The sequence below is a fragment of the Herbaspirillum frisingense GSF30 genome (genome assembly GCF_000300975.2).
Taxonomy (GTDB): domain Bacteria; phylum Pseudomonadota; class Gammaproteobacteria; order Burkholderiales; family Burkholderiaceae_D; genus Herbaspirillum; species Herbaspirillum frisingense.
The window spans coordinates 228,831-243,596 of the sequence record NZ_AEEC02000003.1 but is presented as its reverse complement, the minus strand read 5'-3'; the positions used below and the strand labels follow the sequence as shown (position 1 = coordinate 243,596).

The 14,766-nt window shown below is 63.4% G+C and carries 12 protein-coding genes and 1 pseudogene; 4 read left to right on the top strand and 9 right to left on the bottom strand.

Annotated elements, in window-relative coordinates:
* Positions 1 to 207 (top strand): annotated as a pseudogene (locus HFRIS_RS03890) (tRNA (guanosine(46)-N7)-methyltransferase TrmB); the annotation flags it as partial.
* An 84-nt stretch (positions 208 to 291) separates the two neighbouring features.
* Here HFRIS_RS03890 and HFRIS_RS03885 read toward each other — a convergent pair.
* From HFRIS_RS03885 to HFRIS_RS03865, 5 genes are all read right to left on the bottom strand, one after another.
* Positions 292 to 1,833: a methyl-accepting chemotaxis protein gene (locus HFRIS_RS03885; protein ID WP_244436253.1), complete on the bottom strand. Its 1,542-nt coding sequence runs from the start codon at positions 1,831 to 1,833 to the stop codon at positions 292 to 294.
* Positions 1,834 to 2,198: 365 nt separating this feature from the next.
* On the bottom strand, positions 2,199 to 3,134 hold the full coding sequence (locus HFRIS_RS03880) for a hypothetical protein (RefSeq protein ID WP_006461926.1): 936 nt from the start codon (positions 3,132 to 3,134) through the stop codon (positions 2,199 to 2,201).
* Between the two features lie 187 nt (positions 3,135 to 3,321).
* Positions 3,322 to 3,729 (bottom strand): alternative ribosome rescue aminoacyl-tRNA hydrolase ArfB, encoded by a 408-nt coding sequence (arfB, locus tag HFRIS_RS03875; protein WP_006461925.1) that lies wholly within the window; start codon positions 3,727 to 3,729, stop codon positions 3,322 to 3,324.
* Positions 3,730 to 3,744: 15 nt separating this feature from the next.
* Positions 3,745 to 4,401, bottom strand: coding sequence for an alanyl-tRNA editing protein (locus HFRIS_RS03870; protein ID WP_006461924.1), 657 nt, complete (start codon positions 4,399 to 4,401; stop codon positions 3,745 to 3,747).
* 99 nt (positions 4,402 to 4,500) lie between these two features.
* Complete coding sequence (locus tag HFRIS_RS03865; RefSeq protein WP_051110869.1) at positions 4,501 to 7,416, bottom strand: HD domain-containing phosphohydrolase; 2,916 nt, start codon at positions 7,414 to 7,416, stop codon at positions 4,501 to 4,503.
* A gap of 450 nt (positions 7,417 to 7,866) precedes the next feature.
* Between HFRIS_RS03865 and HFRIS_RS03860 the strand changes: the two genes are divergently transcribed.
* The gene (locus HFRIS_RS03860) at positions 7,867 to 8,076 is read left to right on the top strand and encodes a cold-shock protein (protein WP_006461922.1); all 210 of its coding nucleotides are present in this window, start codon (positions 7,867 to 7,869) and stop codon (positions 8,074 to 8,076) included.
* 589 nt (positions 8,077 to 8,665) lie between these two features.
* On the opposite strand, the gene HFRIS_RS03855 is transcribed toward HFRIS_RS03860, so the two are convergent.
* The 4 genes from HFRIS_RS03855 to HFRIS_RS03840 all read right to left on the bottom strand — a co-directional run bounded on the left by HFRIS_RS03855 (position 8,666) and on the right by HFRIS_RS03840 (position 12,495).
* Positions 8,666 to 9,292 (bottom strand): trimeric intracellular cation channel family protein, encoded by a 627-nt coding sequence (locus HFRIS_RS03855; RefSeq protein WP_006461921.1) that lies wholly within the window; start codon positions 9,290 to 9,292, stop codon positions 8,666 to 8,668.
* A 148-nt stretch (positions 9,293 to 9,440) separates the two neighbouring features.
* Complete coding sequence (locus tag HFRIS_RS03850) at positions 9,441 to 9,650, bottom strand: hypothetical protein (protein ID WP_006461920.1); 210 nt, start codon at positions 9,648 to 9,650, stop codon at positions 9,441 to 9,443.
* A 184-nt stretch (positions 9,651 to 9,834) separates the two neighbouring features.
* On the bottom strand, positions 9,835 to 11,484 hold the full coding sequence (locus HFRIS_RS03845; protein WP_039874233.1) for a methyl-accepting chemotaxis protein: 1,650 nt from the start codon (positions 11,482 to 11,484) through the stop codon (positions 9,835 to 9,837).
* Between the two features lie 387 nt (positions 11,485 to 11,871).
* Positions 11,872 to 12,495, bottom strand: coding sequence for a hypothetical protein (locus HFRIS_RS03840; protein WP_006461918.1), 624 nt, complete (start codon positions 12,493 to 12,495; stop codon positions 11,872 to 11,874).
* A gap of 141 nt (positions 12,496 to 12,636) precedes the next feature.
* Between HFRIS_RS03840 and HFRIS_RS03835 the strand changes: the two genes are divergently transcribed.
* Both HFRIS_RS03835 and HFRIS_RS03830 read left to right on the top strand, forming a co-directional pair.
* Complete coding sequence (locus tag HFRIS_RS03835; protein ID WP_006461917.1) at positions 12,637 to 13,110, top strand: nucleotide pyrophosphohydrolase; 474 nt, start codon at positions 12,637 to 12,639, stop codon at positions 13,108 to 13,110.
* Positions 13,111 to 13,165: 55 nt separating this feature from the next.
* Positions 13,166 to 14,743 (top strand): methyltransferase regulatory domain-containing protein, encoded by a 1,578-nt coding sequence (locus HFRIS_RS03830; protein WP_006461916.1) that lies wholly within the window; start codon positions 13,166 to 13,168, stop codon positions 14,741 to 14,743.
* Positions 14,744 to 14,766 lie beyond the last annotated feature (23 nt).

Sequence of the window (14,766 nt, the reverse complement as noted above, 5' to 3'; positions counted from 1 at the left end):
GGTTACATCCACTGCGCCACCGACTGGGAAGACTATGCGATCCAGATGCTGGACGTGCTGGGTGCGGAGCCGACGCTGAAGAACACCTCCACCGATCCCTCGGGCTATGCACCGCGTCCGGATTATCGTCCTACCACCAAGTTCGAGAACCGCGGCCTGCGTCTGGGGCATGGGGTCTGGGACCTGGTGTTTGAAAAGCTGGCGTAAGCCCGTTAACCCAGCGTCGGGGCAAAAAATGAAAAGGCATGTCGAATTTCGACATGCCTTTTTTCCTTATGCCGCCAGCGTTTCCTACCTCAGCTTGAACACCGCCACCGCCCGCTCCAGGCCTTCGGCCTGAACCTGCAGGCTCTCGGCCGCCGCTGCGGCCTGCTCGACCAGTGCCGCATTCTGCTGGGTGACCATGTCCATCTGCACCACGGCCTTGTTGACCTCGTCGATGCCGGCACTCTGTTCGCGATTGGCATCGGTGATGTTGTCCATGATGGTGGCGACCTTCTGGACCGAGGCTACGATCTCCTGCATCGTATCGCCGGCGCCACCGACCAGCGAGGTACCGGCATTGATCTTGCCGACCGAGTCGTTGATCAGTTCCTTGATTTCCCGGGCCGCCGTGGCCGATCGCTGGGCCAGCGAGCGCACCTCGGACGCCACCACCGCAAAGCCGCGCCCCTGCTCGCCGGCGCGTGCGGCTTCCACCGCCGCATTGAGCGCCAGGATATTGGTCTGGAAGGCTATGCCGTCGATCACCCCAATGATGTCGACAATCCTGCGCGAACTCTCTCCGATGGCCTGCATGGTTTCGATCACCGCCCCGACCATCTGCCCGCCGCGAACGGCGACGCCGGAGGCGGCTCCGGCAAGCTGGTTGGCATGGTGGGCGTTGTCGGCGTTCTTCTGCACGGTGGAGGTGATCTCCTCCATCGAGGCTGCGGTTTCTTCCAGCGAGCTGGCCTGTTCCTCGGTGCGTTCCGACAGGTCGCGGTTGCCGTTGGCGATTTCGGTGGCAGCGACCGTGATGGCGCCGGTACCGTGTCGCACTTCCGAAACGATGTTGGCCAGGTTGCCGTTCATCTCCTTCAACGCATGCAGCAACTGCGCGGTTTCTTCCTTGCCCGATACAGCGACGTCCGAACGCAGGTCACCTGCGGCGACGGTCTGCGCAATCTGCACCGCCACGCCGAGCGGTCGCACGATGCTGCGCACCAGCCACCAGGTGATGCCGATGCCCACCAGCAACGACAGCGCAATGGACGCGCTCAGCAATGCCCGCGCATGCAGATAGTCGGCCTGGCTGTCGGCGTTGATCTCGTCGCGCATCTGGTGAGCATGGGCCAGTACGGCGGCGACGATGTCGTCGATCATCCTGGTCGGCAGGCGATCCACGCCTTTGACCTGTTCGTCCACCCGGGCGACCGATGCCGGGTCGTCGGATGCATAGGCCTTCAAGGCATCGAGATACCTGGTCAGCAGCTCGGCATGCGCCTCCTGTGCCTTGCGCGCTGCCTCCTGGCTCATGCCGATCTGCGGCATGAGCTTCTCCAGCTTCTTCAGCGAGGCCTGGGTGGCGGCGCTCTCATCGATGAATGCCTGGCGATATTTGTTGAAGGCGTCGGGGTCCTTGCCGCGCAACAGGGTGTTCTTCCACTCCTGCACCTGGATCTTGAATTGCACCTGGGCACTGCGAGCGGCGTCCACCGACTGCTCAATCAGCGCGCCTTTCTGCATCGCCTGAGCGCCCTGGCCGTAGATCTCGTCCAGCACCAGCCAGCCACGTACTCCGACGAAGGCGGTCGCTGTTAGCAACAGTGCCGCCAGGAACCCCAGTCGCATGCCAATCCTGAAATCGTTGAGCTTCATCATTCCCCCCGGAAGTGCTGCACCTCATTTCACAGACATCGCAGACATCACAGACAGTTAATGGCACGGCAGACGGCGGGCTGAAGAGCCGCCAAAGGCAAATTCCGCGCTGGCGTCGCATGAAGACATGCAGCGACGGGCGGGTGATTGAACTGATGAAGCATGCACGCTCATGCGCCAGCGTGATGGTGCTTGCTGAAAGACGAAACGCCTGTCTATCGACAGCGCCGATGGCGTAGCGGTACCGTGGCGGTGCGGACCGCCGCCACAGTGCACGGTCGCAAGGAGCTGCCCGCCGTGCGACCCCGGTCGGGGGCCGGCCGGCAGGCGCGGCATTATCAGCCGTCCTTGTTGATCCGTGTGATCAAGGCCTCCAGCACCTCTTCTGCACGTTCGTTGTCCACCTGGCAGGTACCGGCGTTCTCGTGTCCGCCGCCGCCGTATTCCAACATCAGTGCACCGATATTGGTCTTGGAGCTGCGGTTGAGGATGGACTTCCCGGTGGCGAAGACGGTGTTCTGATTCTTCAGGCCCCACAGTACGTGGATGGAAATGTTGGTCTGCGGAAACAGGGCGTAGATGATGAAGCGGTTGCCGGCGAAGATGGTCTCTTCCTTGCGCAGGTCCAGCACGACCAGGTTCTTGTGTATCGTGGCGCAGCGGCGGATCTGCTCCTTGCATTTCTCCGCATGTTCGAAATACAGCTCGCGACGTTCCTTGACGTCCGGCGAATCCATGATCTGATCGATGGTGTGCGTCTTGCACAGCTCGATCAGGTCCATCATCAGGTTGTAGTTGGAGATGCGGAAGTCGCGGAAGCGCCCCAGGCCGGTGCGCGCGTCCATGAGGAAGTTCAGCAGGTCCCAGCCTTGCGGGTTGAGCACTTCCTCCTCGTTGAAGCGGGCGGAGTCGCCCTTGTCGACGGCGGCCATCATGTCGGCCCAGGCCGCCGGGAAAGTCTTGTCACCACCGTAGTAGTCATACACCACGCGCGCAGCCGACGGCGCCTCCGGATGGATCACGTGGTTCTTGCGTTCACCGGTGTTGCGGATGGTTTCGGACAGATGGTGATCGAAGGCCAGATGCACGCCCGCAACGAAGGGCAGGTTGGTGGTGATGTCGTTGTCGCTGATGGCGATCTTGCCATCCTGCATGTCCTTGGGGTGGACGAACAGGATCTCGTTGATCATGTCCAGATGCTTCAACAAGACTGCACAGACCAGACCATCGAAGTCGCTGCGCGTGACGAGACGATATTTCTTTGCTTCCGACATGGTGACATCCCCCTCCATTGATGAAATTGACCCGGTGTGTTCATCGCCTGTCCATGGCCTGCTCGCTTGATGGCTTGCCCATGGATCATCCCTTTGCGATGCAAAAGTCCATGTTACCTCGTTACCCTGGAGCCAGGCGGGAATTCTTGCGGCCCTCGCTGACCCCGTGCGGCGGCCCGGGCCGGCATCAATCGCGCACCTTGCCGCGCATCGATTTGATCTCGCCGCGCTGTGTCTTGCTCTGCAGTCGTTTCCGCTGGGAACTACGGGTCGGGCGGGTCGGGCGGCGCGGCACCGGTACCGCCGCGGCCAGGGCCAGCATTTCCTGGAGACGCTGCAAGGCTTCCGCCTTGTTCTTTTCCTGGCTGCGGTGTGTCTGCGCCTTGATGATGATGACGCCATCCTTGCTGATGCGCTGGTCCGACCATGTCAGCAGACGTTGCTTGATCTCATCCGGCAGGGACGAGGCGTGGATGTCAAAGCGCAGGTGGATCGCGCTCGATACCTTGTTGACGTTCTGTCCGCCTGCGCCTTGTGCGCGGATGGCCGTCAGTTCGACTTCTTCCTCGGGGATCAGCGGGATGGAAATGGTCAAGCCCTCTGTTCACATTCAGGCAGTCTGCAGGCCGGCATCGAGCATGATCTCGATGCGTTCCTTGCCTTTGCCGGTGTTCTTGCGCTTGAGCCGAATCTTGCCCACTTCGGCCGTGGTACGCGGGTGCGTGCCGCCGCAGGCCATGCGCGCGAATCCTTCGACTTCCCAATAGCGACGCCCGGCCTGTTCATCGCTGAAGGCGGTGACGATAGGCAATCCCGCTGAGACCAGCCGTTGCGTGGCGGCCTCGATTTCCCCGAACAGCGGCGCCAGGCTGGTCTCGCTGGCGAAATCCACGCGCGCCTTGTCCGCTGCGATATGGGCGCCGATGCGTTCGATCCCGGGGCGCAACTGATACACCAGCTGCAATACCATTTCGGCGGCGAAATGCAGGCGCATCAGGCGGTACCGGCGCTCCCAGTCGATATGCATCTTCACTGCATCGCCGACCTGCAATCCATGCCCGGCCGGCAGCGTGTAGACGATGGACAGGTCGCGCTTTTCCGCCGTGAGGACAGGATGGCCGCCGAGTGTGCCGGCGTCGCTCTCCTGCCCGCCGGAGAAAGCGAAGAAGATGGTGTCGGCCACTTGCACCTGATCGCCATCGAGGTGGGTGATCACGGTATCAAGTTCGGTCTGGTAGGGCGCCGACCAGAAGATCTTGTGCGTCATGGAATGCGTTCGCAAGGGATAAGAGGGTGTGCCAATGTCGGCAGCCGCCGATTCTACGCCGGAAGTGCTGGCCGGCCCAGGCCCGCCTGCGGTTCAGGCCTACGGGGGCGTCAGCAGTGCTTCGATGCCTGCGATATCGACCTCGTCGCGTTGCGCCGGTCGCAGCATGTCATCGGCATAGTTCTGCCACAGCCGGCTGCGCAGGAAATAGCGGAACAAATCCGCATCCAGATGGCGGTCGCGGCACATGAAGGCCATGATGCGCAACGATTCCGACAAGGTCTTGGCCGGCTTGTAGGGGCGATCGGCTGCGGTCAGCGCTTCGAACACATCGGCCAGCGCCATCACGCGATCCTGCAAGGGCAGCTCGCCCGCCAGCAGGCCGCGCGGGTAGCCGGTGCCGTCCATTTTCTCGTGATGGTTGGCGGCCGTGTCAGGCACGCTCTTGAGCGAGTCGGGCCAGGGCAGGCGCTTGAGCATCACCAGGGTTTGCACGATGTGGTTGTTGATGGCGAAGCGGTCTTCCTCGGTCAGCGTGCCGCGCCGTACCGTCAGGTTGTGCAGTTCGCCCATGTTCTGCCGATAGCGCGGCAGCTTCATGTTGAAACCCAGTGTGTTGCGCGGGTCATCGCGTTCGACCGCCGGACGATGTTCCTCATCCCACGCCACCATGTGTTCCGGCCGATCGGCCAGCAGCTGCTCGGTCTGCGGCAATGCCTGGGCCGGCTGGCCGCCACGCGCTGCCGCCAGGCGCCGGGCTTCTTCATCGGCCAGTCCGAGGCTGTCGTCGAAGTGACGTTGCCAGGTCTGCGCGGCAATCTGGCGCAACTGCGCGATGGCCTGTTCCGACATCGCCTCGCCTCCCACATTGCATTGCGCGACAAAGGCGAAATCCTCGTGCAGTCGCTTGCGCCTTTCCTCAAGTCGCAGTCGCAGCGCCTCGGCCTGTGCTGGTGCCAGCGCAGGCAGGTACTCGTGCAGGAGCTCCAGTTCGGCATCGCGCCACAGGACCTCGAAGCGCATCCGCACTTCGTGGATACGGTTGTGGATCACTTCCAGCTTGGTGGCCTTGTCCACGATGTGCTCGGGACTGGTGACCTTGCCGCAATCGTGCAGCAGCGCGGCCAGCTGGAAGGCGTAGCGCTGGTCCTCGTTGAGGCTGAAGTCGGCGTAGCGACCGTCGCGCTCCTGTTCCAGGCTCTCCACCAGCATGATGGCCAGGTGCGGCACGCGTTCGCAGTGGCCACCGGTATAGGGGCTCTTGGCATCGATGGCGTCGGCCATCAGGCGGATCAGGGATTCCAGCAGGGCCTTCTGTCCGGCGATCAGCTGGCGCGTTTCGATGGCCACGGCCAGCATGCCCGACAGCCTGCGCGCAAAGGCCAGGAAGCGCGGATCCTCATGCGCGCTGTCGTGCGCATGCATCAGCACCAGCAGCCCTTCCAGCGAGCCATTGCGGCCGCGCAGGTCCAGTTCCACGCGCAGGCGGTTGTCGTCGGTTTCGCGGGCCATGTCGGCGGCGGGGCCATGTTCCTCGTAGGCCATGGTATCGGTCAGTCCGCATTGCTGCCCGTAGGCGGCCGCACGCTGCATCTGCCGGCTCTCGCGCTGCCACAGGTAGACTGCTCCACCATCGCAGCGGGTGGCCTGGACGAATTTCTCCAGCACCTGCTGCAACATTTCTTCGACATGGATTTCCGTGCTGAGGATGGCACTGATATCGAGGAAGGCTTCTACCGTCAGGCTGACGTGGTCCACCATCTGGGTCAGCATATTGACTTCGCGCAGCACGCTGCGTTTGCGGTCCTGGGTACGGAAGTCGAAGCGCGACATGCGCCCGGCCTGCAGCGCCAGCCGTTCCATGCTGCGCCCGATGGCACGGCCAGCCCACCAGCCCAGCGGCAGGAAGGCGATCACCAGCAGCAGCGCCACCAGTACCAGTGTCTTGCGATTGCGATCCAGTTGACCCAGCAGTTCGTCGCCGGGCGCGGCAATCAGCAGATTGAGGGTGTGGCCGTCGATCACGTTGAAGGGCAGTGACAGGCCCAGCCATTCCCTGCCGTTGACATCGTAGAGGGCGCGCTGCTCGCCCGCCCTGGACTTGGCCGACAACAGTGACAGGCTCGACACGTCCAGTTCGGCCAGGCTGCGGAAGCGGAAGTTGTCGCCGTCCTGCTCCAGTACCCGACCCATGTCACCGTAGGCGATCACCTTGTCGTTCTCGTCCACCAGCGCCAGTTCGCTGTGGGGCGTCAGGCGCAGATTGCCCAGGCTGGCCGCCAGGTCATCGAGCGTCATGTCGATGGCCACCACCGCGTCGCTGTTACGGGCGCGCTGCGACAGGCTGATGCCGATCTGGCGCGTGGTAAAGAACACGTAGGGCGCCGAAATCGCCGGGGCCAGCGAACGGTCAGCGCTGGCGTACCAGGGGCGGGTGCGGGGATCAAAACGGTAAGCGGGTTGGTCGTCCAGGGCCAGCAGTTTCAGCTCGGCACTATAGAAACGGTATTGGCCCTTCGGCTGGCCGGCGCCATTGACGGTGATGGTCTGCACCAGGAAAGCGGTTGCCGCCGGTGCGCCAAAGAACTCGCGCTGCTCGGCGCCGCGTAGCGCCCGCACCAGCAGGAAGTCGCCATTGGGATAGCCCACATAGACCGCCGAGACCAGCGGGTTGGCGACCATGTCGATGGAGAAGGCGGCAATGCGCGTGAGACGTTCGTCCAATGTGCCGGCCTGCGTGATGGGATCGAATGCCAGCTGGCGCAGCGTGGCCACGGCAGGGTCGATGATGCGGCGCGAGCGTTCCGTCATGATGCGCCCGGCGTCCTCGGCCGAACGTTCGGCCATGTCCAGCAGGACCTGACGCGCGCCCCACCAGCCCACCGACACCAGCACCACCGCCAGCAGGATCATGCCTGCCATCACCAGTGCTGAAATACCAAAGCGCACCGGCAGGCCAGGCAGGCTGGCATCGTCGTCGCTCGTATCAGGCAAAGGGCGTTCGGGGAGGGGCATTGAGCACGCAGGGACTGGTGACATGCAGCGAAACCCGCGATGCCGTTTGCAGCGCCATGCACAGGCGCAAACGGGACACGGCCATTCGGCTGAATATACCGGAATTACGTTGGAGTCGCATAAAGTGGTTAAGCGGTTTTTCTTCCCCCTGATCGCCGTTTCGATTTATCGCGTAAGACGACGGGATGTCGCTGAGGGGATGCGGCGTGACAGCGCCTCGTTTTTCATAAAAACCACACATTTGTTGACAAGGAGAGGCAATTTGCTGCAAGTCGTGTACAATGCTGGTTGTACTTGCATCAAGTTGTATTCTTGTTGGTTCCAATTCCGCCTGACTGTCGTTCCCTCCTCGGTCGTTCTGTTTTCTTTCCTTCGGTTTCAGTTCTTGGTCTCAAGTGCCTTGCAGGCATGTTGCCTTCATTCGTCCCAAACTTTTCCAAAGGAATAAACATGAGTACTCAAACCGGCGTAGTCAAATGGTTCAACGATGCCAAGGGCTTCGGCTTCATCACTCCTGATGCCGGCGGCGCCGACGTCTTCGCGCACTTCCAGGACATCCAGTCCAATGGCTTCCGCAGCCTGTCGGAAAACCAGCGCGTGTCGTTCGACCGCGGTGTCGGCCCCAAGGGTGAAAAGGCCACCAACATCAAGGTCATCTAAGACCTCGATCTTCGCGCAAGCGAACCCGAACATCCCCGCTGCCCGCGCCTGAACGCCAAGGTATTCCATACGTTCCGATGGCCAGGCCGGCAGCACCAAGCGGCATCACCTCACTCCGGACGAGGGCTTCCTCGGAGCGGCACCTGGCAGATAGTCAGGGCCGATCCCGATCCGGAAGAGGGGATGCCAGCCCTTCCTGCATCAGCCGCGCGGCGTTTCGTTGCGCTCAGGATGCACAGGGCGCGGCCGGCGATCGCCAGTGGCCCGCCCCATGTGGCCGTGCAGATAGCGCGGGCATGTGGCAGGTACAGCAAATCGTCCGCCGATCACGGGCTTGTCCCGTGGAGCAAATAGTTAATTAAGCGCTCGTAGATGGAGTGACTGGACCGCCGATCCCTGAGATCTGCCGGAACCAGGACAAGACGAACACCTGGAGCAGGACCGCACCGGCCAGATAGGCCGGGCAGGTCGGATCGGTGACACCTAGCAGATAGCCTGGGTCGCGGTGAATCCAGCGTTAATCAATGAACGGCCCGCCTCATCCGAGGCGGGCTTTTTGCGTTCTGGGGCGTGGTGGGCGGCGCAGAGCTCAGTCGAAGCCGCGCACCCGTTCCTTGTCCATGCGCGGCAATTCCCAATGGAAGCGGATGGCCAGCAGGCGTACCGAAAAGCCCAGCAGCAGCGAGCTCAGGGTGGCGATGCGGCTGTCGATCTGCAGATGCAGGATCAGCACATACAGGGCGCCGGTCAGCAGCGAGACGCTGGCGTAGATCTCGCGCCGCAGCACCAGCGGGATTTCGTTGCACAGCACGTCGCGCAGCAGGCCACCGAATACGCCGGTGACCATCCCCAGCATGACCACGATGGCGGGATGGAAGTTGTCGAAGCTGCGGGCGATGTCGCAGCCGATGATGGTGAAGGCCACCAGCCCCAGCGCATCCACCACCAGGAAGGCCGATTTGAAGTGATGCAAGGCCCGCGCCGCGACTGCCGCCACGATGGCCGCGCAGATGGTGAAGGCCAGGTATTCCGGATGCGCCACCCAGCCCAGCGGATAGTGACCGATCAGGATGTCGCGCACGGTGCCGCCACCGAGCGCGGCGACCGTACCGATGAGGCAGATACCGAAGATATCCATATCCTTGCGGATACCCATGAGCGCGCCGGAGACGGCTTCGGCGCAGATGGCGATCAGGTAGATGGTGTACAGCAGCATGGCAGGGTCCGGGCGAGCCGAAGAAGTCGGATTGCCCGGATTATTGCATGTCGCCCTGCGGACCGCGATGGCCGGATACGCATTCCATCACGCAATGCCAACGCGACCGTCACCACCATGGGTGATGCGCTCGCGTGAAACGGTTGGTTCAGGCCGTGGTATCGATGATGTTGCCGATCGCCTTGATACCCGAGCTGACGCTATCGGCCACCGCATGTGCAGCCGAGGAGACGGCGCCGGCAGTGGTGTCGTAGGCGCTTTCGATGTCGTCGCCCACTTCCACGGCGACCTTCTTGATCGGTGCGATGACGGTGTTGTAGAAGCCGCTGTTGCCGGAGGAAACGGAAGATACGCTCATGTGAAACTCCCTTGTGATGAGATCGAAGGCACCCGGCAGATTGCATCGATATCGTCAGCGATACCGGAGACCACCGGGCGGGAGTTCATCATAAGCAAGCGCGACAGCCGTGCAAAGGTGCCACCCCCTGCCATGCGCGTAAAGATATGCAATGCTGTGTAAAGCAGGCTTCCTCGCTGCGGCTTTATTGCGCCAGCATCAGGCCCGGGTCCTGCGCGCGCGATGGCCGCAGCGCCGCCGATGCGCCGGGGCGCGTAGCGCCGTGGCTGATCTTGAATACCGACATGGCCTGGCTCAGCTTGACCGCCTGGTCGCGCAGGTTTTCCGCGGCCGCCGCGGCCTGCTCCACCAGCGCCGCATTCTGCTGCGTGGTTTCGTCGATGGCATTGACGGCCTGGTTCAGTTGTTCGATGCCGCCACTCTGCTCATTGCTGGCCACCGTGATCTCGGCCATGGTCACCGCCATGTTTTCCACTGCACCGCCCAGGTCACCCATGGCTTGCGCGGTCTCCCGCACCAGCTGGTTGCCGCTTTCCACCTTGGCGCGGGAGTCGTCGATCAGTCCCTTGATGTCCTTGGCGGCCGAGGCCGAACGCTGCGCCAGCGTGCGCACTTCTGAAGCCACCACGGCGAAGCCGCGGCCCTGTTCGCCGGCGCGGGCTGCCTCGACGGCCGCGTTCAGGGCCAGGATGTTGGTCTGGAAGGAAATGCCATCGATGAGCGCGATGATGTCGACGATCTTGTGCGAGGCCGTATCGATCTCTTCCATGGTCTTGCCCATGCGCTGTACCGACTGGCTGCCACGCTGGGCAATGGAGGAGGCCGATTGTGCCTGGCGGTCGGCATTGGCGGCGGAGTCGGCGTTCTGGCGCACGGTGGCGGCGAACTGCTCGACGCTGGACGCGGTCTCCTCCAGCGCCGAGGCCTGCGATTCGGTGCGCCCGGAAAGGTCCATGTTGCCGCTGGCGATCTCGCCGGTGGAGATGGTCATCGATTCCACATTGCGTCGCACGTCGCCGATGATGGCGCGCAGGTTGACGTTGAGTTGCTGCAAGGCCTGCAGCAGCAACCCCATGTCGCCGCGAGCGTCGGTATCGATATGCAGGTCGAGGTCGCCACCGGCCAGACCATGCACGGACCGGATGGCCCTCTGCAACGGTGCCACGATGCTCGCGTGCAGCAGCGCCCACGAACCCAATAGCAGGATGGCGCCCAGCGCTGTCCCCAGCCACACCGCGTACGGGCTGCCGCCAGCGCGCTGCACGGCGGCCCCGGCAACGACGCCGCCCAGCAGGAACATCAGTGTCAGCACGCTCATGGTCCAGCCCAGTCGTCGCGCCACCGACAGGTCACGCAGACCTTGCCGCCATCCCACCAGGCCGGTACGGACCACAGCGCCGCGATGGATACGCACGCCACGCGCCTGACCGGCCACAAAGCGTCGATACGCGGTATCGGCGGCCTGCACCTGCTCCCGCGAAGGGCGGGTACGCACCGACATGTAGCCGACGGCGCGGCCGTTTTCACGTACCGGCGTCACGTTGGCCTGTACCCAGTAGAAGTCGCCGTTCTTGCAGCGGTTCTTGACCAGCCCGTTCCAGGGCAGCCCGGCCTTGAGCGTGGTCCACATGTCGGCAAAGGCTTCGCGCGGCATTTCCGGATGGCGCACGATATTCTGCGGCGCGCCGATCAGTTCGGCTTCCTCGAAGCCGCTGATTTCCACGAAGTAAGGATTGACGTAGAGGATGTTGCCCTGCAGGTCGGTCTTGGAAACGATGGACTTGCCATCCTCCAGCAACCGTTCATTGGTGGTGATAGGTAGATTCGTGCGCATGCTTGCCCCCGTGCCCTCGGACCGCCCGACCCTGCCCGGGCCACGATCCTGCCGCTGTTATAGAAAGCTGCAGCGCTTCATCCCCAAGCGTTGCAGCCCCGTTTTTCAAGACAGGTCATGGCTGACCATGGGCCTGACGTGGAATCCCGAGTCTGTAAGAAGGCGATCCATGGCCGTTCCGCAATGGATGTTTCCCGTCAGCCTGTCCCGGCGTGATCAGGGAAACACGGAAACCACGATGTCCAGAATCTAAACGTTGGCTTGCCTTTTCGATCCGAGAAATAGGCAGGCATTTCCCGTTGAAACCTTTGCGACCCTGGCGTTTTATTGTGCTGCGCTTGCGCGGCCGTACTGTTTCCCGACGTCATCGGCCGCGCCGCCCGGGGATCACTGGCGCGGCTGCACCTGGAACAACACGCCTTGCGGCACCAGTTCGACCGAGAGCAACTGATCGGCCACGACCTCGGTCATGCGTTGTCCCGGATTGTCGAGCGCGACCGTGGTCAGGCGGGTAATGAGGGGCAGCAGCTTGTCCTGGCCGGAGGTAACGAAGCTGCGCGCGGCGCTGGAGGCACAGATGAGGAATTCGTCGCGGGCGCCCTGGGTCTTGTTGGTCAGCATCACGCCCACGTTGCGCAGCTCGCCGCTCTTGTTGAGGGTACCGATGATGGTGGTCTGGGCCGGACCGACCTTGGCGTCGAGCACATAGTCGTACTGGCCGGGATGCAGACGGTCCGCGTCCAGCATGTAAAGACGGGCCATGTGCTCGGGCTCTTCTACCTGCATGTCCTTGAGCACGTCGGCGAGGCGCTCATTGAAGCGCGCCGCGAATTGCTTGGGCGTGATGCCCAGCGTGGTCTGCGCGGCTTCGTGCTCGGCCAGTTGCTGGTCGACGTGTCGGTCGCAGCCGGCCGCGAGCAGGGCCAGCATCAGCGTGACGCAGGACAGGAGACGCAGCGGGGAGCGAAGAGATGTCGGCATGGTGATCGAAATGTCGCGTGTTTTGCTCATTGTGCCTCATTACGGCAACACGGAAACTGTCCCAGATCAATCGCCCCGCCTGCGTCTGTGTGGGTTGGTGATAAAGTGTCGAGCCAAGCCGATGCGCATCAATACAACAGCGCCATAGCGCACTCCCCCGGACAAGACGCCATGACTGATCATTCCGCCCAGCCCCCTGCCGATCCCGCTGCAGCCGCTGCCACCCCAGCCACCCCTGTCTCCGACCTGCATGAACTGCGCGACATCATCCGCCGCTTTTCCGGTGAGCGCGACTGGCTGCGTTTCCACACATCCAAGAACCTGGTCATGGCCTTGTCGGTGGAGGTAGCCGAGCTGATGGAGCATTTCCAGTGGCTGCCGACCGGCGCCATGCACGAGCTCGATGACGCCGCGCGCGAAGGCATCCGGCATGAGATGGCCGACGTGCTGGTCTACCTGATCCAGCTGGCCGACCATACCGGCGTCGACCTGCGCAGCGCCGTGCTGGAGAAGATGGAACTGAACCGCCGCAAGTACCCGGTCGAGCTGGCACGTGGCAACGCCCGCAAATACGATGTGCTGGCCGCGTCGGCTGCTTCGGCAGCCGCCGACGCCACCGGCGGCGAGGCCGGTCCGGCGCGCTGAGCCGGTTGTCGTTCCTTATCCCTTTGCCAGTCTTCCCTGCCGTACGGAGCCCGCCTTGAACAACTGGAATGACGGTTACGTCGTCGACATCGCCTACACCTACGGCTACTACCCGGGCATGAACCCGGCACGCCTGCCGCTGGCCTTCGCCTTCCACGGCTTGCGCGCACCGGCCATCCAGACTGCCTGTGAGCTGGGTTTCGGCCAGGGGCTGTCGACCAATTTCCATGCGGCCGCGTCCGGCACGCGCTGGTGGGGCAATGATTTCAACCCGCTGCAGGCGGCCTTCGCCCGCGAACTGGCGGCCGCCAGCGGGAGTGGGGCGCAACTGGAGGATTCCAGCTTCTCGCACTTCTGCCGGCGTGACGACCTGCCCGATTTCGACTTCATCGCCCTGCACGGCATCTGGAGCTGGGTCTCGCAGGAAAACCGCGAGATCATCTTCGATTTCATCGACCGCAAGCTCAAGCCCGGTGGCGTGCTCTACCTGAGCTACAACACCCAGCCCGGATGGTCGGCATTCATGCCGCTGCGCGACCTGCTGGTGCAGCACACCCAGCAGGTGGGCAATGACGAGCAGGGTTTGCCCACCGCAGCCCGCATCGATGCCGCGCTGGCCTTCGCCGCGCAGATGTTCGAGACCGATCCGGTCTATGCCCAGGCCAATCCCTTCATGCGCGATCGCCTCAAGATCCTGCAGCAGCAACCGCGCAGCTATCTCGCCCACGAATACTTCAATCGCGACTGGCATGCCGAAGCCTTCGCCGACATCCATCGCTGCCTGGCGCGTGCCGGCCTGCAGTTCGCCTGCCCGGCGCATTACATCGACCATCTCGACATGGCCAACCTGACCCCGGCCCAGCGCCAGTGCCTGGCCGGGATCAGCGACCCGGTGCTGTACCAGAGCGTGCGCGATTTCATGGTCAACCAGACCTTCCGGCGCGATTACTGGGTGCGCGGCGGGGAGGTCCTCGACGAGCGCCAGCGGGTACAGGCGCTGGCGCTGCAGAGCGTGGTCCTGCTGACCGAGCCGGACAAGGTGCCGCTGACCATCCAGAACGTGGCCTCCGAGATCACCCTCAACCGCCTGATCTACGAGCCCATCCTGCAAGCCCTGTCGGACTACCAGCCGCATACCCTGGTCGACCTGGCGGCGACGCTGGCGCATCGCAACCTGAACCTCTCGCAGGTGATCGATTCGGCCCTGATGTTGATCGGCACCGGTCACGCCGCGCCGTTGCCGGCCGAGTCGGACGCCGCCACCCAGGCCCAGATTGCGCGCCGCACCGGCGATTTGAACGCCTGGCTGCTGCAGCGTGCGGCGCTGGCGCCGACCCATGGCCTCGGGAGTGACGAGGGTGACATCAGTCATCTGGTCAGCCCGCTCACCGGTGGTGGCGTGCGCGTGGATCGTGTCGAGCAGCTGTTCCTGCTGGCGCGCCAGCACTGCGGCGATGACATCGACGCCTGGCCGGCCCAGGTCTGGCGCCACGTCGCGGCGCAGGGCAAGCGGCTGGTGCGCGACGGGGTGCGGCTGGAAGGCGAAGAGGAAAACCTGGCCGAACTGGCGACCCAGGCCCGGCTGTTCGCGCGTACCCGGCTGCCGTTGCTGCAGGCCCTGCAGGTGGCCTGATGGCAGGCCAGGCGCGCCGATTA

Coding starts and splice junctions, on each gene's coding strand:
- HFRIS_RS03885 (WP_244436253.1), bottom strand. CDS start 1,833: ATGCGACTGGGGTTCCTGGCGGCACTGTTGCTAACAGCGACCGCCTTC.
- HFRIS_RS03880 (WP_006461926.1), bottom strand. CDS start 3,134: ATGTCGGAAGCAAAGAAATATCGTCTCGTCACGCGCAGCGACTTCGAT.
- HFRIS_RS03870 (WP_006461924.1), bottom strand. CDS start 4,401: ATGACGCACAAGATCTTCTGGTCGGCGCCCTACCAGACCGAACTTGAT.
- HFRIS_RS03865 (WP_051110869.1), bottom strand. CDS start 7,416: ATGCCCCTCCCCGAACGCCCTTTGCCTGATACGAGCGACGACGATGCC.
- HFRIS_RS03860 (WP_006461922.1), top strand. CDS start 7,867: ATGAGTACTCAAACCGGCGTAGTCAAATGGTTCAACGATGCCAAGGGC.
- HFRIS_RS03855 (WP_006461921.1), bottom strand. CDS start 9,292: ATGCTGCTGTACACCATCTACCTGATCGCCATCTGCGCCGAAGCCGTC.
- HFRIS_RS03850 (WP_006461920.1), bottom strand. CDS start 9,650: ATGAGCGTATCTTCCGTTTCCTCCGGCAACAGCGGCTTCTACAACACC.
- HFRIS_RS03845 (WP_039874233.1), bottom strand. CDS start 11,484: ATGCGCACGAATCTACCTATCACCACCAATGAACGGTTGCTGGAGGAT.
- HFRIS_RS03840 (WP_006461918.1), bottom strand. CDS start 12,495: ATGAGCAAAACACGCGACATTTCGATCACCATGCCGACATCTCTTCGC.
- HFRIS_RS03835 (WP_006461917.1), top strand. CDS start 12,637: ATGACTGATCATTCCGCCCAGCCCCCTGCCGATCCCGCTGCAGCCGCT.